Source organism: Rhizobacter sp. P5_C2 (genome assembly GCF_054049715.1).
Window position 1 is genome coordinate 1 of the sequence record NZ_JBFULV010000038.1, and the last position, 17,952, is coordinate 17,952.

The 17,952-nt window shown below is 70.3% G+C and carries 14 protein-coding genes; 6 read left to right on the top strand and 8 right to left on the bottom strand.

All coding sequences use genetic code 11. The features are described 5' to 3' along the window. Positions 1-516: 516 nt before the first annotated feature. The 7 genes from ACXJLU_RS15740 to guaD are packed head-to-tail and all read right to left on the bottom strand — an operon-like array spanning position 517 to position 8,561. Positions 517-1,548: an adenosine deaminase gene (locus tag ACXJLU_RS15740; RefSeq protein ID WP_457332463.1), complete on the bottom strand. Its 1,032-nt coding sequence runs from the start codon at positions 1,546-1,548 to the stop codon at positions 517-519. After that, complete coding sequence (locus tag ACXJLU_RS15745; RefSeq protein WP_457332465.1) at positions 1,545-2,522, bottom strand: Rieske 2Fe-2S domain-containing protein; 978 nt, start codon at positions 2,520-2,522, stop codon at positions 1,545-1,547. Before ACXJLU_RS15745 ends, ACXJLU_RS15740 begins: the two co-directional genes overlap by 4 nt. Positions 2,523-2,525: 3 nt before the next feature. After that, positions 2,526-3,689: a BMP family ABC transporter substrate-binding protein gene (locus tag ACXJLU_RS15750; RefSeq protein ID WP_457332467.1), complete on the bottom strand. Its 1,164-nt coding sequence runs from the start codon at positions 3,687-3,689 to the stop codon at positions 2,526-2,528. Positions 3,690-3,727: 38 nt separating this feature from the next. After that, entirely contained in the window at positions 3,728-4,648 is a 921-nt protein-coding gene (locus ACXJLU_RS15755) for an ABC transporter permease (RefSeq protein ID WP_457332469.1), read from the bottom strand. Then, positions 4,648-5,730, bottom strand: coding sequence for an ABC transporter permease (locus ACXJLU_RS15760; protein WP_457332471.1), 1,083 nt, complete (start codon positions 5,728-5,730; stop codon positions 4,648-4,650). The genes ACXJLU_RS15755 and ACXJLU_RS15760 overlap by 1 nt, the downstream gene beginning before the upstream one ends. Further along, a complete protein-coding gene (locus tag ACXJLU_RS15765) occupies positions 5,717-7,252 on the bottom strand; it encodes an ABC transporter ATP-binding protein (protein ID WP_457332473.1) in 1,536 nt (511 codons plus the stop codon). Before ACXJLU_RS15765 ends, ACXJLU_RS15760 begins: the two co-directional genes overlap by 14 nt. Positions 7,253-7,262: 10 nt before the next feature. After that, entirely contained in the window at positions 7,263-8,561 is a 1,299-nt protein-coding gene (gene guaD, locus ACXJLU_RS15770; protein ID WP_457332475.1) for a guanine deaminase, read from the bottom strand. Between the two features lie 129 nt (positions 8,562-8,690). On the opposite strand from guaD, the gene xdhA reads away from it, so the two are divergent. The 5 genes from xdhA to ACXJLU_RS15795 all read left to right on the top strand — a co-directional run bounded on the left by xdhA (position 8,691) and on the right by ACXJLU_RS15795 (position 15,578). Then, entirely contained in the window at positions 8,691-10,238 is a 1,548-nt protein-coding gene (gene xdhA, locus ACXJLU_RS15775; protein WP_457332477.1) for a xanthine dehydrogenase small subunit, read from the top strand. After that, positions 10,235-12,613, top strand: a complete 2,379-nt coding sequence (gene xdhB, locus ACXJLU_RS15780; protein WP_457332479.1) for a xanthine dehydrogenase molybdopterin binding subunit — start codon at positions 10,235-10,237, stop codon at positions 12,611-12,613. The genes xdhA and xdhB overlap by 4 nt, the downstream gene beginning before the upstream one ends. A gap of 209 nt (positions 12,614-12,822) precedes the next feature. Beyond that, positions 12,823-14,088 carry a GNAT family N-acetyltransferase gene (locus ACXJLU_RS15785; RefSeq protein WP_457332481.1) on the top strand — a complete coding sequence of 422 codons (1,266 nt, stop codon included), beginning with the start codon at positions 12,823-12,825 and terminating at the stop codon, positions 14,086-14,088. A gap of 13 nt (positions 14,089-14,101) precedes the next feature. After that, positions 14,102-14,890, top strand: a complete 789-nt coding sequence (gene xdhC, locus ACXJLU_RS15790) for a xanthine dehydrogenase accessory protein XdhC (RefSeq protein WP_457332483.1) — start codon at positions 14,102-14,104, stop codon at positions 14,888-14,890. Between the two features lie 112 nt (positions 14,891-15,002). Beyond that, on the top strand, positions 15,003-15,578 hold the full coding sequence (locus ACXJLU_RS15795; protein WP_457332485.1) for a ferritin-like domain-containing protein: 576 nt from the start codon (positions 15,003-15,005) through the stop codon (positions 15,576-15,578). Positions 15,579-15,591: 13 nt separating this feature from the next. On the opposite strand, the gene ACXJLU_RS15800 is transcribed toward ACXJLU_RS15795, so the two are convergent. Next, entirely contained in the window at positions 15,592-16,893 is a 1,302-nt protein-coding gene (locus tag ACXJLU_RS15800; protein WP_457332487.1) for a glycerate kinase type-2 family protein, read from the bottom strand. A 20-nt stretch (positions 16,894-16,913) separates the two neighbouring features. Here ACXJLU_RS15800 and ACXJLU_RS15805 point away from each other — a divergent pair, with 20 nt between their 5' ends. Then, positions 16,914-17,828, top strand: coding sequence for a glutaminase (locus tag ACXJLU_RS15805; protein ID WP_457332608.1), 915 nt, complete (start codon positions 16,914-16,916; stop codon positions 17,826-17,828). The last annotated feature ends 124 nt before the right edge of the window (positions 17,829-17,952 follow it).

Here is a 17,952-nt window from a genome sequence, read left to right on the forward strand (position 1 = left end):
GGTCCCACGCACGCAACTCGACTTGGTCACGTTGTGCGCGCATCAATCTCGGCGAGACCTCAGCCTGTGCACGCGGCTGCCCGGCCTCTGCCGGCACCGGCACCGCACCTTGCTCGAACAGTTCCCCCGTGCCTTCTTCACTCCCCGTCGCCTTGGTGTTTGTGCTCATGGGCTCCTCAACGTCAAACACGGGGATTGGTTCACACCTTCTGAGCCTGTCGAAGCCCTCGTGCCGTGCGCGCGACCCTTCGACAAGCTCTCAAGAAACAGCACACCCCCGTTCGCCCTGAGCCTGTCGAAGGGCCCGATCATCCTGAGCTTGTCGAAGGACCTGAGCAGCGACCGAGCTTGTCGAGGGCGCGTCCGTCGAAGGGTTGCGTCCGAAGCGGGGCAGGCCTTCGACAAGCTCAGTCCGACCCTTCGACAGGCTCAGGGCGAACGGGGTTTCTTTGCAACTGCTGGGTCCCTTCGAGGACCTCTTGGGCTCAGGGCGAACGGGTCTGTTTCTGACCGCGATCACGAAAAAACGTTGTCCAGCTGGCGAATCCACGCTGCTTTCTGACCACCATCCACGAAACTCGCCTCGAAGCTGTTCTTCGCCAGCTGATGCGCCTGCCGCGCCCCGAGCGCCGGCAGCGCCTCGAAGGTCGCGAGGAAGTTCGCGTTCATGTAGCCGCCGAAATACGCCGGATCATCCGAGTTGACCGTCGCGCACAGGCCCGCATCGAGCAGGGCCCCCAACTGGTGCGCCGCCATGTCCGGGTACACGCACAGCTTCACGTTCGACAGCGGGCACACCGTCAGCGGCACGCGCTCGGCGGCCAGCCGCTTGACCAGCGCCGGGTCTTCGACGCAGCGCACGCCGTGGTCGATGCGCTCGACCTTCAGCACGTCGAGCGCGCTCCAGATGTAGGCGGGCGGGCCTTCCTCGCCGGCATGCGCGACCAGCCTCAGCCCGAGCTCGCGGCACTTCGCGAACACCCGCGCGAACTTCTCCGGCGGGTGGCCGCGCTCGCTGCTGTCGAGGCCGACGCCGATGAAGCGCTCGCGAAACGGCAGCGCCTGTTCCAGCGTCTCGAACGCCGCCTCTTCGCTCAGGTGCCGCAGGAAGCACAGGATCAGCGCGCTGCTGACGCCCAGCTCGCGCTTCGCCACCTCGCCCGCGCGCGTCAGCCCGTTGATCACGGTCTCGAAGCTCACGCCGCGCTCGGTGTGCGTCTGCGGATCGAAGAACAGCTCGGCATGCACGACGTTGTCGGCGGCCGCGCGGCGGAAGTAGGCCATCGCCATGTCGAAGAAGTCCTCCTCCTTCAGCAGCACGCTGGCACCGGCGTAGTAGATGTCGAGGAAGCTCTGCAGGTCGGTGAACGCATAGGCCTCGCGCAGCGCCTCGACGCTCGCGTACCGGATCGCCACGCCGTTGCGCTGCGCCAGCGCGAAGATCAGCTCCGGCTCCAGCGAGCCCTCGATGTGGATGTGCAGCTCGGCCTTCGGCATCGCGCACAGCAAGGCGGGCAGGCGGTCGCGGGGGATGGCGTCGAGGTTCATGTCAGGGCTCCAAAACAGATGCCGCGTTCGCTGAGGAAGCGGCGGTAGGCGGCCGAACTGCGGTCGGCCGCGCAATGGACCTCGCCGCCCGCGAGCGGCAGCCGCCTGGGCTGCTGCGACTCGAGGACGGGCTGGTCCTGCGTGAAGATGGTGTGCTGGAACGCGCGCAGCGCGTCGTCGCTGGAATCGTGGTCGGTCACCGCGAGGCGGAACCAGACGCGGCTGCGTTCCTCGTCGAGCGGGCAGACGAACAGGCCGATCACGTCGCGATAGTCCCCCTGCGCCTGCGGCAGCTTGGTCAGCACCGCGCTGAACGGCGCCGTCAGCTCGTAGCGGTAGTCGACCCAGCTGCCTTCGGTCGACAGCCGGTTGCTCTGCGGTTGCCAGGCCTTGCAGCCGGTCGCGACGAAGCCGGTGGGCGTGGGCTGAACGGTGTAGGCGGGCGTCTGCGGCTGCGCGCGTTCGCCGAGCCAGCCGTCGTGCACGAAGCCGAAGTGCGACAGGTCGAGGAAGTTCTCGACGATGCGGCCGGCACTGGTCGCCACGTCGTACGGGCCGCACAGCAGCTTGCGCAGTTGCGGGGCGGCCTCGGCCTCGAAGGCGGGCAGCGGCGTGTCACCGGGCTGCAGCCGCACCCACACGAGGCCGTGCGCCTCCTGCGCTTCATGCGCGCAGGCCGCGTGCGAGGGCGGCGGCGTGAACGACGGCTGCGACGCGATCAGCACGCAGCCGCCATCGCCGCCGAAGCGCCAGCCGTGGTACGGGCATTCGAGTGCCGCGCGGCCGTCGTGCTGCACGATCCGGCCGAGCGAGAGCCGCGTGCCGCGGTGCGGGCAGCGGTCAGTGAAGACCCGTGCGCGACCGGCGTCGTCGCGCCACAGCACCAGGTCCTGCGACAGCAGGCGCACCGGCAGCGGGGAGGTGCCGAGCGCCTCGCTGCCGGCCACCGGGTGCCACAGCGTCGCTTCGATCAAGGCCTACTTGCCTCCAGGAACCTTGCCTTCGACGCCCTTGACGAAGAACTTGATCCCGCTCATGAACTTGTCATCGGCGACCTCGTCCTTCTTCAGTACCTCCTTGCCGTCGCTGCCGACGATCGGGCCCTTCCAGATCGCGAAGCTGCCGTCCTTCAGGCCGGCCTTCACCTTCTCGACCTTGTCCTTCAGCTCGGCCGGTACCTTGTCGGAGATCGACACCAGGTCGATCGCGCCTTCCTTGACGCCCCACCACGACGCGCTGTTGCCGGTCCACTTGCCGTCCAGTGCATCCTTGGTCGCCTTGATGTAGTACGGCCCCCAGTTGATGACGCTCGAGGCCAGGTGGGCCTTCGGGCCGTAGGCGGTCATGTCGCTGTCCCAGCCGAACGCGTACTTGCCGGCCTTCTCGGCCGTCTGCAGCACCGCGCTCGAATCGGTGTTCTGCATCAGCACGTCGGCGCCGCCGTTGATCAGCGATTGCGCGGCCTCGGTCTCCTTCGGCGGGTTGAACCATTCGTTGACCCAGACCACCTTGGTCTTGATCTTCGGGTTCACCGACTGCGCACCCAGCGTGAAGCTGTTGATGTTGCGGATCACCTCGGGAATCGGGATCGAGCCGACCACGCCCAGCGTGTTGGTCTTGGTCATGCCGCCGGCGATCACGCCGGCCATGTACGCGCCTTCATAGGTGCGGCTGTCGTAGGTGCGCATGTTCTCGGCCTGCTTGAAACCGGTGGCATGCTCGAACTTCACGTCCTTCAGGTCGGCCGCGACCTTCAGCATCGGTTCCATGTAGCCGAAGGTGGTGCCGAAGATCAGCTTGTTGCCCTGGCCGGCCATGTCGCGGAACACCCGTTCGGCATCGGCCGCCTCGGGCACCTTCTCGACGAAGCTGGTCTGGATCTTGTCGCCGAATTCCTTCTCGAGCGCCTTGCGCGCGTTGTCGTGCGCGAAGGTCCAGCCGCCGTCACCGACCGGGCCGACGTAGGCGAACGCGATCTTCAGCGGCTCGGGCTTCGGCGCCGGGGCCGACGCGGCGGCCACCGGGGTCGGCGCCGGCGCGGGCGCCTCTTCCTTCTTGCCGCAGCCCACCAGCGCCGTGCCGGCCGCCAGCGTGCTCCACCCTGCGAGCTTCAGCAGGGCACGTTTCGAGATTGAGGTCATGGGAACTCCAGGTGAGGAACGCAAGAATTTATCAGCAGCTAGCTGCCCGGGAAAAAGGGCTTGCCCAATGAGGCCGGCATGTTCACGCGGATCCAGCCGGCATTGCGCGAGATCAGCACCAGCACGACGATGGTCGACAGGTAGGGCAGCATCGTCAGCAGCTGCGCCGAGACCTGCACGCCTTCGCCCTGCAGGTAGAACTGCAGCATCGTCACGCCGCCGAACAGGTAGGCGCCGAGCAAGACGCGTGCCGGTCGCCAGGTCGCGAAGGTGGTGAGGGCCAGCGCGATCCAGCCCTTGCCGGCGATCATGCCCTCGACCCACAGCGGCGTGTAGACCACCGAGATGTAGGCGCCCGACAGCCCGCACAGCGCGCCGCCGGCCAGCACCGCGGCGAGGCGGATGCGGCGCACCGGGTAGCCGAGCGCATGCGCCGATTCGGGCGATTCGCCGACCGCGCGCAGCACCAGTCCGGCGCGCGAGCGGTACAGGAACCACGCGAGCCCGGCCGTCAGCGCGATCGCCGCATACACCATCGGGTGCTGGCGGAACAGCGCCGGGCCGAGCAGCGGGATGTCGGCCAGGAACGGCAGCTCGAAGTGCGCCCGCTCGCTCAGCTTCGCCTGCACGAAATTGATGCCGAGGAAGGCCGAGAAGCCGCTGCCGAACAGGCTGAGCGCGAGGCCGGTCGCGTACTGGTTGGTGTTGAGCCAGATCACCAGCACGCCGAAGGTGGCGGCCAGCAGCGCGCCGGCCCCGGCACCGGCGGCGAACGCCAGCCAGTCGTTGCCGGTGTGCACCGCGGTCGCGAAGCCGGCGATCGCGGCGATCAGCATCATCCCCTCGGCACCGAGGTTGACGATGCCGGCGCGCTCGTTGATCAGCAGCCCGAGCGCAGCCAGCGCCAGCACGGTGCCGGAGTTCAGCGTCGCGGCGATCAGCAGGGCGATGGCGTCCATCAGGCTTGTCCTTCGACTGGCACGTGCGCCGGCTTCCAGCGGAGGCGGTAGTGGATCAGCGTGTCGCAGGCCAGCAGCGTGAACAGCAGCAGGCCCTGGAACACGCCGGTCAGCGATTTCGGCAGGCCGAGGCGCGACTGCGCGAGCTCGCCGCCGATGTAGAACATGCTCATCAGGATCGCCGAGAACACGATGCCCACCGGGTGCAGCCGGCCGACGAACGCGACGATGATGGCCGCGAAACCGTAGCCGGCCGGCACGTGCGGCGTCAGCTGCCCGAGCGGCCCGGCCGCCTCCAGCCCGCCAGCGAGCCCCGCCATGCCACCCGACAGCAGCAGCGCCGTCCACAGCGCGCGCCGTGACGAGAAGCCGGCATAGCGCGCCGCGGCCGGCGCCAGCCCGCCGACCTGCAGCTGGAAGCCGGCGTAGGTGCGGAACAGGAAGGCCCAGAAGCCGGCCACCGCGAGCAGCGCGATCACCAGGCCGATGTTGACGCGCGAGCCGGCGAACAGGCGCGGGATCTTGGTCGCCTCGAGGAAGGTGATGGTCTGCGGAAAGTTGTAGCCGTCCGGGTCCTTCCACGGGCCGTACACCAGGTAGCCGAGCACCTGGTCGGCGACATAGACGAGCATCAGGCTGACCAGGATCTCGTTGGCGTTGAAGCGGTCGCGCAGCAGCGCGACGATCGCGGCCCAGGCCATGCCGCCGAGCACGCCGGCCAACAGGATCGGCACGACGATCCAGCGCCCCGTGCCCGGCTCGGCCAGCATCGCGACGCCGCCGGAGGCGATCGCCCCGAGCACGAACTGCCCCTCGGCGCCGATGTTCCAGACGTTGGAGCGGAAGCACACCGCCAGCCCGAGCGCGATCAGCAGCAGCGGCGTCGCCTTGACGGCCAGCTCCGACAGCGCGTACACGCTCTTCAGCGGCTCGACGAAGAACACCTGCAGCCCGCGCAGCGGGTCCTTGCCGAGCAGCAGGAACAGCACGACGCCGATCACCACCGTGATCGCCAGCGCCAGCAGCGGCGAGGCGACCGACATCACGCGGCTCGGCGCCGGGCGCGGCTCAAGCTTCAGCATGCTTGGCCTCCTGGTGGAAGGCCGCGCCGCGCGGCGCCCACAGCCCGCTCATCCATTCGCCGATCTGCTCCACCGTTGCCTGCGAGGTCGCGATCGACGGCGACACGCGGCCCTGCGCGATCACCACCAGCCGGTCGCAGACCTCGAACAGCTCGTCGAGTTCTTCGCTGACGACCAGCACCGCGCAGCCTTCGTCGCGCAGCTTCAGCAGCTCGCCGCGGATCTGCGCGGCCGCGCCGACGTCGACGCCCCAGGTCGGCTGCGAGACGATCAGCAGGCGCGGCGCGGCGTCGATCTCGCGGCCGACGATGAACTTCTGCAGGTTGCCGCCCGACAGGCTCTTGGCCGGCGCGTCGGGGCCGCCGGCCTTCACGTTGAAGCGCTGGATCAGCCGGTTCGCGAGCGCGGCGACCTCGGCGGTGCGGATCCAGCCCTGCGCCGTCACCGCGGTGGTGCGCGTCAGCAGCGTGTTCTGCGCGAGCGACAGCGACGGCACCGCGCCGCGGCCGAGGCGTTCCTCCGGCACGAAATTCAGCCCCTGCGCGCGGCGGCGGCGCGGCGACTGGCGGCCCACCGGCCGGTCGAACAGCACGATGCTCTCGGCCTCGGCGCGCGGGTCCTCGCCCGAGAGCGCCGCCATCAGCTCCTGCTGGCCGTTGCCGGAGACGCCGGCGATGCCGACGATCTCGCCGCAGCGCACGTCGAAGCTGATGCCGTGCAGGTCCATGCCGAACTGGTCGCGCTTCGGCACGCCGAGCTCGCGCACCGACAGCGCCACGTCGCCGAGCCGCGCCTGCAGGTGCTGCAGCTGCGGCGGCTCGGCGCCGATCATCAGGCGCGACAGGCTGGCGTTGGTCTCCTGCGTCGGGTCGACCTCGCCGGTGACGCGGCCGCCGCGCAGCACGGTGCAGTGGTGGCACAGCGCGCGGATCTCGTCGAGCTTGTGGCTGATGTAGAGGATGCTGCAGCCCTCGGCGGCGAGCTGGCGCAGCGTGATGAACAGCGTCTCGACGGCCTGCGGCGTCAGCACCGAGGTCGGCTCGTCGAGGATCAGCAGCTTCGGGTTCGTCATCAGCGCGCGCACGATCTCGACGCGCTGGCGCTCGCCGACCGACAGCGTGTGGACCGGGCGCAGCGGGTCGACCTCGAGGCCGTAGACGCGGGCGACCTCGGTGATGCGCTGCGTCACGGCGGCGAGCGTCAGGGACTTGTCGAGGCCGAGCCAGACGTTCTCGGCGGCGGTGAGGGTGTCGAACAGGCTGAAGTGCTGGAACACCATGCTGATGCCCAGCGCGCGCGCCTCCTGCGGGTTGCGGATCTCGACCGGCAGGCCGTTCCAGCGGATCACGCCGGCATCGGGGCGGACGGCGCCGTAGATCATCTTCATCATCGTCGACTTGCCGGCGCCGTTCTCGCCGAGCACGGCATGGATCTCGCCCGGCTTGACGCGCAGGTTGACGCGGTCGTTGGCCTTGACGGCGGGGTAGCTCTTGCTGAGGTCGGTCAGTTCCAGTCGAAGCATCGCTGTCCCCTCAATCGCGTCGCCCATGCCGTTGCACTCCGTTCACCCACGTCGACACCAGATTCCGCTCGTCCGCCAGCGTCATCCACGCAAAAACCTTCTCATGCAAGCCCCGCGCCACCTCCATCCGACGCTCGGCGACCGACCCCACCGCCCAGTCCCAGACGCACAGGTCGGCGACCCGCCCGATCTCCAGCGAGCCGATCTCGTCGGCCAGCCCGAGCACCTTGGCCGCGCCCCGCGTGCAGGCGTGCAGCGCCTTCCACGCCGTCAGCCGCTCGCCGGCCATCGCCTGCACCCGGTAGGCATCGCTCGCCGCGCGCAGCAGGCACAGGCTGGTGCCGCCGCCCACGTCGGTCGCCAGGCTCACCGCGCAACCGGCCGCCTCGGCCGCGCGCCAGCCGAACAGCCCGCTGCCGAGGAACAGGTTCGACGACGGGCTGTGGGCGATCTGCGCACCGCTCGCGTGGATCGCGGCCCGGTCGGCATCGTCCAGCCAGATGCCGTGCGCCAGCACGCTGCGCTCGTTCAGCAGCCCGGCGCGGGCATACACGTCGAGGTAGCTGCGCGCCTCGGGGAACAGCTCGGCCACCCACAGCACCTCGTCGCGGTTCTCGGCCACGTGGGTCTGCATGTAGATGCCGGGGTACGCCGCGCACAGCCGGCCGGCCATCGCGAGCTGTTCCGGCGTGCTGGTCGGCGCGAAGCGCACCGTCACCGCATAGGCCAGCCGGCCGCTGCCGTGCCAGCGCTCGATCAGCTCGACGCAATCGCGCTCGGCCTGGTCGACGTCGTCGCGCAACCCATCGGGTGCATGCCGGTCCATCAGCACCTTGCCGGCGATCAGCCGCATGCCGCGCGCCTGCGCGCCGGCCAGCAGCCGGTCGGCGCTGACCTTGTGCACCGTGGGGAACACGACCGCGGCGGTCGTGCCGTGCGCCAGCAGCGCATCGAGGAAGCGCGCGGCGCCGCGCTCGGCCTCGCCGTCGTCGGCGTAGCGGCGCTCGGCCGGGAAGGTGTAGGTGTCCAGCCAGTCGAGCAGCGCGGTGCCGTAGCTCGCGATCACGTCGAGCTGCGGGCTGTGCACGTGGGTGTCGATGAAGCCGGGCATCAGCAGCCGGCCGCGGTGGTCGTGCAGCTGCCAGCTGGCGTCGGGCGTGTCGTGCTGCGCGCCGGCGATGCGGCCGTCCTCGACCAGCAGCCAGTGGTCGGGGCGAAAGCGCACGGCCGGCGACTCGGTGGCGCCCCAGTCGGGTGCGGCGGTGAAGTCGAGCAGGTCGGCACGCAGCGCGATGCGGCGGGGTGTCATGCGGGAAGGATCCTCGGGCGGGCCCGTGAATTGCAAAGCCAGGGCGTCGGGGCGCATCGTATCCCGGCGGCGACGGAGGTTTACCCTTGCGGAGTCTGTCCTATGCTTGTCGAGCAACCCCGGATTTCCATGAGCACACAGCCCATTCGCTTCTTCCACCGCGGCGAGGTCGTCGAGGTGAGCGGCGTTCATCCGACGCGCTCGGTGCTCGACTGGCTGCGCGAGGACGCGCACTGCACCGGCACCAAGGAGGGTTGCAACGAGGGCGATTGCGGTGCCTGCACGGTGGTGGTGGGCGAACTGGTGGATGAACAGACGCCGCCGTCGCAGCGCGTCGGCGGCCTCGCGCTGCGCACCGTCAACGCCTGCATCCAGTTCCTGCCGACGCTGGCCGGCAAGGCGCTGTTCACGGTCGAAGACCTGAAGGACCAGGCCGGTGGCGTGCTGCACCCGGTGCAGCAGGCGATGGTCGAGTGCCACGGCTCGCAGTGCGGCTTCTGCACCCCGGGCTTCGTGATGTCGCTGTGGGCCGGCTACGAAGGCCACCGCGCCTGCGGGCAGATGCCGACCCGCCAGCAGCTGGCCGACGAGCTGTCGGGCAACCTGTGCCGCTGCACCGGCTACCGGCCGATCCTCGATGCCGGCGAGCGCATGTTCCGGCTGCCGCCGGTGTCGCTCGACACCGCGCCGGTGGTCGCCGCATTGCAATCGCTCGCAAGCAGCGGCGACGGCCTGCACTACGCCGGCTTCAACCGCCAGCGCGACGGCGCCCCGCGCGTCGACGACTACTTCGCGCCGCGCACGCTGGAGGCGCTGGCGACGCTGCGCGAGCAGCACCCGAAGGCGACGCTGCTGGCCGGCTCGACCGACATCGGGCTGTGGGTCAACAAGCAGTTCCGCGACCTCGGCGAGATCCTCTACCTGGGCGACGTGGGCGAGCTGAAGCGCATCGACGAGCGCGACGGCCACCTGCACATCGGCGCCGGCGCGTCGCTCGAAGACGCCTGGTCGGCGCTCGCGCGGCGCATCCCGGCGTTGACCGAGGTGTGGCTGCGGTTCGCGTCGCCGCCGATCCGGCATGCCGGCACGATGGGCGGCAACGTGGCGAACGGCTCGCCGATCGGCGATTCGGCGCCGGTGCTGCTCGCGCTCGACGCCGAGCTGGTGCTGCGCCGCGGCAGCAAGGCGCGGCGCGTGCCGCTCGCGGCCTTCTACCTCGACTACATGAAGAACCAGCTGCAGCCCGGCGAGTTCGTGCAGGAGATCGTGGTGCCTTTGGCCGCCATGACAACGACAGCGCGGCGGCAGACCCGCGCCTACAAGATCAGCAAGCGCAACGACTGCGACATCTCTGCGGTGTGCGCCGGCCTGTCGATCGCGCTCGCGGCCGACGGCACGGTCGCGCAGGTGCGGCTCGCGTTCGGCGGCATGGCGGGCATCGTCCAGCGCGCCGCGCAGGCCGAGGCGGCGCTGCAGGACCGGGCCTGGGACGAAGGCGCGCTGAAGGCCGCGCAGGCCGCGCTGGCGCACGACTTCGCGCCGCTCACCGACATGCGCGCCAGCGCCGCCTACCGGATGCAGGTCGCGCAGAACCTGCTGCGGCGCTTCTGGCTGGAGACGCGGGCGGTGGATCCGCTGCCGGTCGAGGCCACGCGGGCCTGGAGCGTGGTCGCATGAACAAGCCGCTCGATCCGTTCCTGCAGGCCACCGGGCCCGAGGCCGAAGCCATCGCGCTGCGCGAGGGCGCGCGCGTCGGCATCAGCCGCCCGCATGAGTCGGCGCACCTGCACGTCGCCGGCGAGGCGGCCTACATCGACGACCTGCCGGAGCTGGCCGGCACGCTGCACGCGGCGCTCGGGCTGTCGCCGATCGCGCATGGCCGGCTGCAGGCCATCGACCTCGCGCTGCTGCGCGCGCAGCCGGGCGTCGTCGCGGTGCTGACCGCCGCCGACATCCCCGGTGCCAACGACTGCGGGCCGATCCTGCACGACGACCCGATCCTCGCCGACGGCGAGCTGCGCTACCTCGGCCAGCCGGTGTTCGCGGTGATCGCGACGACGCGCGATGCGGCGCGCCGTGCCGCGGCCCGGGCCAAGGCGGTGCTGAAGGTGGAGCCGCTGCCGCCGATCCTGACGCCCGAGGCCGCGCATGCGGCGGGCGCCTACGTGCTGCCGCCGATGCACCTGGTGCGCAGCACGCAGGACGGCGGCGCACGGGCCGCGATCGACGCGGCGCCGCACCGCCTGAAGGACACGCTGAGCGTCGGCGGCCAGGAGCAGTTCTACCTCGAAGGCCAGATCAGCTACGCGATCCCGAAGGAAGACCGCGGGCTGCTGCTGCACTGCTCGACGCAGCACCCGAGCGAGATGCAGCACCTGGTGGCACATGCGCTGCAGCTGAACTCGCACCACGTGCAGGTGGAATGCCGGCGCATGGGCGGTGGCTTCGGCGGCAAGGAATCGCAGTCGGCGCTGTTCGCCTGCGTGGCCGCGGTGGCCGCGCAGAAGCTGCGCCGGCCGGTCAAGCTGCGGGTCGACCGCGACGATGACTTCCTGATCACCGGCCGGCGCCACTGCTTCTGGTACGAGTACGAGGTGGGCTACGACGACGACGGCCGCATCCTCGGCAGCGAGGTGACGATGGTGTCGCGCGCCGGGCATTCGGCCGATTTGTCGGGCCCGGTGATGACGCGCGCGCTGTGCCACTTCGACAACGCCTACTGGCTGCCCGACGTGGCCATGCACGGCTTTTGCGGCAAGACCAACACGCAGAGCAACACCGCGTTCCGCGGCTTCGGCGGGCCGCAGGGCGCGATCGCGATCGAGAACATCATCGACAGCGTCGCGCGCGCGCTCGGCAAGGACGCGCTGGACGTGCGGCGTGTCAACTTCTACGGCACGGACGCGAATCGCACCACGCCCTATGGCCAGTCGGTCGACGACAACATCCTGCACGAGCTGTGCGCGCAGCTCGAGGCCGACAGCGACTACCGCGCACGCCGAGAGGCTGCCGCCGCGTTCAACCGCGCGAACCCGGTGCTGCAGCGCGGCCTCGCGTTCACGCCGGTCAAGTTCGGCATCTCGTTCAACGTGAAGCACCTGAACCAGGCCGGCGCGCTGGTGCACGTGTATGCCGACGGCTCGATCCTGGTGAACCACGGCGGCACCGAGATGGGCCAGGGGTTGAACACCAAGGTGGCCCAGGTGGTGGCGCACGAGCTGGGCGTCGGCTTCGAGCGGGTGCGCGTCAGCGCGACCGACACGCACAAGGTCGTCAACACCTCGGCCACCGCCGCCTCGACCGGCAGCGACCTGAATGGCAAGGCGGCGCAGGACGCGGCGCGCCAGATCCGCGAACGGCTGGCCGACGTGGCCGCGCAACGGCTGGCCTGCCGCGCCGACGAGTTGCGCTTCGCGAACGACGAGGTGACCGGCCCGGCCGGGCGCATCGGCTTCGTCGAGCTGGTGATGCAGGCCTATCTGGCACGCGTGCAGCTGTGGTCCGACGGCTTCTACGCGACGCCCGGCCTGCACTGGGACAGCGCGACGCTGACCGGCCGGCCGTTCTTCTACTTCGCGTACGGCGCCGCGGTCAGCGAGGTGTTGGTGGATACCCTGACGGGCGAGTGGAAGCTGCTGCGCGCCGACGTGCTGCACGACGCCGGCCGCTCGCTGAACCCGGCCGTCGACATCGGCCAGGTCGAGGGCGCGTTCATCCAGGGCATGGGCTGGCTGACCAGCGAGGAGCTGGTGTGGCACCCGCAGACGGGGCTGCTCGCGACGCATGCGCCGAGCACCTACAAGATCCCGACCGCCAACGACTGCCCGGCCGTCTTCAACGTGCGGCTGTACGACGGCGAGAACGTCGAGGACAGCATCCACCGCAGCAAGGCGGTCGGCGAGCCGCCGCTGCTGCTGCCGTTCTCGGTGTTCTTCGCGATCCGCGATGCGGTGTCGGCGCTCGGCGGGCACCGCATCGACCCGCCGCTGCGCGCGCCGGCGACGCCGGAGGCGATCCTCGATGCGATCACCGCGGTGCGCGCGGCCGTCTGACAGGCTCTCGGCGCAAGCAGACGCAACCGAACGCAACGTGGTCGAGCAAACAGCGCAAGACGGGCCGTATTCGTGCGGTATTCACGCACGAACCCCCGGGCCGAGGGAGACGGCAAAAGAGCTGCCGTCGATATCCTTGGCGTCGATTCGCAGGCGTCCGCACCGGGCGCCGATGTCCGGTCGATCCTCCGCGAGCTCCAGCCGTCTTCATGAGCGCCACCTCTTCAGCGTCCACTTCTGCTTTCGCCCCCGTTGCCACGCCGCCCGCTTCGCCGGTGGTGTTCTCGCGGGCGGCCGCCACCGACAGCCAGCTGATGAAGGGCTGGGACGGCCTGCTCAGCGACAGCGGGCATGTCTACCGCATCTACCAGTCGCCGGAGTGGTGGAACCACCTGGTCGCCACCCGACCGGCCGACGACCTGCTGCTCGGCGTGCTGCCGGCGCAAGCGGGCGCCGAGGTCGGCGTGGTGCCGATGGACGTGCAGCCGTACCCGCTCGCGTTCTCGGCCGGCCGCTGGACCTTCGCCTCGCTGAAGCTGCGCGCGGCTCACTTGCTGGGCGGCGCGCCGCTGGTGGCCGGCCGGCCGCAGGCGCTGGCCGACGTGGTCGAGCGGCTGTGGCGCGAGCGCCCCGACCTGGACGCGCTGTTCCTGAAGGGCATTCCCGCGGGTTGCAGCGCCTGGGCCGGCTGGGAGGCCCAGCTGCGCCAGCGCGGCGGCTCGCTGCTGTACAGCGAGCATGGCAAGCGCCCGCTGTACACGATCGCGCTGCCCGAGACCTTCGACGCCTACCTGGCGCGCTTCGGCAGCAAGAAGCGCTACAACCTGCGCCGCCAGGTGCGGGTGCTGGAAGAGCAGATGCCGGGGCTGGAGCTGGTGCGTGTCGATGCCGAGGAGCAGGTCGCCGAGTTCGTGCGGCAGGCCCAGCACATCGCGAAGCGCACCTGGCAGCACCAGGCGATCGGCCCGCTCGGCATCGAGCGCGACGACATCGCGCTGCGGCTGTCCGACCTGGCGCGCCGCGGGCTGCTGCGCAGCTACGTGCTGCGCAGCGGTGGGCGGGCGCTGGCCTTCGTGCTGGGCTACCAGGGGCGCGGCGTGTTCCATTACGCCGACATCGGCCACGACGCGGAGCTGTCGAAGTTCAGCCCCGGCACCGTGCTGCTGTACCGGCTGATCGAAGACCTGATTGCGCACCAGCGCCCGCAGACGCTGAACTTCGGCATCGGCGTGTCGGAATACAAGCGCCAGTTCGCGACCGAGGTGCGCGAGGAGACCTCGCTGCTGATCCTGCGCGACACGCTGCGCAACCGGCTGCGCGTCGGGCTGCACCGCGGCTGGCGCGGGCTGCTGACGAAAGCCAAGGCGGCGCTGCGCCGGCCGAAGCTGGTGCTGGCCGGCGTGCTGACGCACGAGGCGGTGTACGAACTGGTCGGCACGGTGATCAACTCGCCGCTGCCGGTGCTGGTGGGCTGACGGAGGTCTCCCGATGAGCGCGCTGCGCCGTGAGGCGTTGGCGCTGCTCGCGGCCGGTGTCCCCGCGATGGACGTGCAGGTGCTGTCGCACCGCGGCTCGGTGCCGCGCGAGACCGGCACGCACATGCTGGTGACGCGCGATGCGGTGCTCGGCACGATCGGCGGCGGTCACCTGGAACTGGCGGCGATCGCGCAGGCGCGGCAGCGGCTGGAGGCCGGCGACACCAGCCCCCATGACGCCGAGTTCGCGCTCGGCCCCTCGCTCGGCCAGTGCTGCGGCGGCGCGTTGACGCTGCGCACGCAGCGCCTCGGCAAAGCGGTGCTGGCAGCGTGGCGCGACAACGCCCCGCGCTTCTTCCTGCAGCTGTACGGCGCCGGCCACGTGGGCCGCGCGATCGTCGCGCTGCTGGATGGCATCGACTGCCGGGTGCAGTGGATCGACGAGCGCGACAGCGAGTTCCCCGCGCAACCGCTGCCGCCGCACATCGAGCGCCTGTGCGTCGAACCGGTGGAGGCCGAGGTGGCGCAGGCGCCGCCCGGCACGCACTACCTCGTGCTGACCCACAGCCACGACCTGGACCTGCGCATCACCGAGGCCATCCTGCGCCGCGGCGATTTCGCGTACCTCGGCCTGATCGGCAGCCGCACCAAGCGCGCGCGCTTCATGCATCGCTTCGAGGAACGCGGGGTGCCGGCCGAGGCGCTGGCGCGGCTGACCTGCCCGATCGGCGTGCCGGGCATTGCCGGCAAGGAGCCGGAGGTGATCGCGGTGGCGGTGGTGGCGCAGCTGCTGCAAGGGTGAAGACCGGCGCGGCCCAGTCCTACAGGCAGGGCGGCTGCCTTCCGATGTCGGTGGGGGTGGATGCTTCCTACAGTGAAGGGATCCGCAACCCTGACCCCGAACGGAGATGGCCATGCTTCAGAAAGTCGCCCCTGACAAGAATTCGAACGACAAGAACGAGCGCAAAGGACAGACGCTGCGCCTTGACGAGACCGCGCTGGAGGCCGCCCGCAAGCGCACCGAAGACGGCGCCGTGACGCCGAGCTTCGGGCCCTGGCGCGACGACATCGTCAAGCTGCTGAACGATGCGCTGGCCACCGAGCTGGTCTGCGTGCTGCGCTACAAGCGCCACCACTTCACCGCGCACGGCATGTCGTCGCCGGCGATCGCGGCCGAGTTCATGGTGCACGCGAACGAAGAGGCAGCGCATGGCGACCTGATCGCCGAGCGCATCGTGCAGCTCGGTGGCGAGCCCGACTTCGCGCCGAACACGCTGCTCGAACGCAGCCATGCGCAGTACGACGACTCGTCCGACCTGAAGGCGATGATCCGCGCCAACCTGGTGGCCGAACGCGTCGCGGTGGAGGCCTACCGCCAGATGATCGCGCTGATCGGCGACAAGGACCCGACCACGCGACGCATGCTGGAAGGCATCCTCAGCGACGAGGAGGAGCATGCCGACGAGATGAAGGACCTGCTGGAGCAGTGAACTCCCGGCCGGGTCACAGCACCAGCGTCGCGCGGAAGTCGTTGACGTTGGTGAAGGTCGGGCCCGGTACCACCAGGTCGCCGAGCGGCGCGAAGAAGTTGTACGCGTCGTTGCGATCCAGTCGATCGCGCGCACTGAGCCCGAGGGCCTCGGCGCGCGCGAGCGTGTCGGGCGTGACGATCGCCCCGGCGTTGTCCTCGACGCCGTCGATCCCGTCGGTGTCCGCCGCCAGCACGAACACGCCCGGCTGCCCTTGCAGCGCGAGTGCGCAGCCGAGCAGGAACTCGGTGGCCCGCCCGCCGCGGCCGCCCTTGCTGGCGACCGTCACCGTGGTTTCTCCGCCCGACAGGATCACGCACGGCGTCCTGAACGGCTGCCCGCGCTTCGCGACCTGCCGCGCGAGCGCCGCGTGCACCTTGCCGACCTCGCGCGATTCGCCCTCGATCTCGTCGCCGAGGATGTGCGCCTCGATGCCCGCTGAGCGGGCCAGCGCAGCGGCGGCTTCGAGCGACTGCTGCGGCGTCGCGATCATCCGCACCTCGTGGCCGGCGAAGCGCACATCGCCGGGCTTCGGCGTTTCGAAGGCGCCGCTCTCCAACCCGGCCCGCGCGGCGGCCGACACCTCGATGCCGTAGCGCGCCAGGATCGCCAGCGCATCGGCGCAGGTCGTCGCATCGGGCACCGTCGGGCCGCTCGCGATCACCTCGGGCGAGTCGCCCGGCACGTCGGAGATCAGCAGCGTGAGCACCTTGGCCGGCGCGCACATCGCCGCCAGCCGCCCGCCCTTGATGGCCGACAGGTGCTTGCGCACGCAGTTCATCTCGTCGATCGCGGCGCCGCTCTTCAGCAGCGCCTTGTTGATCGCCTGCTTCTCTTCGAGCGTGACGCCGTCGGCCGGCAGCGCGAGCAGCGCCGAGCCGCCGCCGGACACCAGGCAGAGCACCAGGTCGTCGGCCGTCAGCCCTTGCGCGAGCGCCGCGATGCGCTGCGCCGCCTGGCGCCCGGCGGCATCGGGCACCGGGTGGGCCGCCTCGACGACCTCGATGCGCCCCGGCTGCGCGCGGTAGCCCGGCGGCACATGGCCGTAGCGCGTGACCACCAGCCCCGACAGCGGGGCGTCAGCGGGCCACAGCGCATCGAGCGCCTCGGCCATCGCGCCGCCCGCCTTGCCGGCGCCCAGCACCAGCGTGCGCCCGCGCGGCGGTGGCGGCAGGAAGGCGCCCAGCGTCTGCGCCGGCAGGGCCCGCGCGACCGCGGCGTCGTACAGCGCGCGAAGAAATCCACGGGGATCGGTGTGCGGCGAGGGTGCAGTCATGGCCCAATTATCGAATGGCCATCGACATGCAGGCGGTGCTCGACCGCATCCACGACGAAGCGCAGCCCTTGCTCGAGCAGGGCGAGGTCGCGCGCTACATCCCCGAACTCGCGAAGGTGCCGAAGCACCGCTTCGGCATGGCCGTCAGCATGCTCGACGGGCGGCTCTACACCGTCGGCGATGCGCGCGAGGATTTCTCGATCCAGTCGGTCTCGAAGCTGTTCTCGCTGACGCTGGCGTTCCAGCTGGTCGGCGACACGCTGTGGGAGCGCGTCGGGCGCGAGCCCTCGGGCACCGCGTTCAACTCGCTGGTGCAGCTCGAGACCGAGCAGGGCAAACCGCGCAACCCGTTCCTGAACGCCGGCGCGCTGGTCGTGACCGACGTGCTGAGCACCCGCTTCGTGCAGCCCGAGATGGCGCTGGTGGAGTTCGTGCGGCGGCTGTCGGGCAACCCGGCGCTGCAGTACGACGACGCGGTCGCGCGCTCGGAGCTGGCCACCGGCTCGCGCAACCGCGCGATGGGGCATTTCATGCACAGCTTCGGCAACCTGAAGAACCCGGTCGACGCGGTGATCGAGGCCTACTGCCGGCACTGCGCGATCCGCATGAACTGCGTCGACCTGGCGCGAGCGGTGGGTTTTCTCGCGAACGGCGGCGTGAGCCCGGTGAATGGCGAGCAGGTGGTGGACGCGAGTTCGGCCAAGCGGCTGTCGGCGCTGATGCTGACCTGCGGCACCTACGACGCGGCCGGCGATTTCGCCTACCGCGTCGGCATCCCGGCCAAGAGCGGCGTGGGCGGTGGCATCGTCGCGCACATCCCGCGCACGCTGGGCGTGTGCGTCTGGTCGCCGGGGCTGGAGCACACCGGCAATTCGCTCGCGGGCAGTTTCGCGCTGGAGCGGTTCACGTCGCTGATCGGGCAGTCGTTGTTCTGAGTAGCCCAAGCCCATGAAGGGCCTGGCGGTTGCAGGAAGACCCCGTTCAGCCTGAGCAAAGCAGGTCCGTGAAGGAACCGGACGGCGGCAAAGAAACACCGTTCGCCCTGAGCTTGTCGAAGGG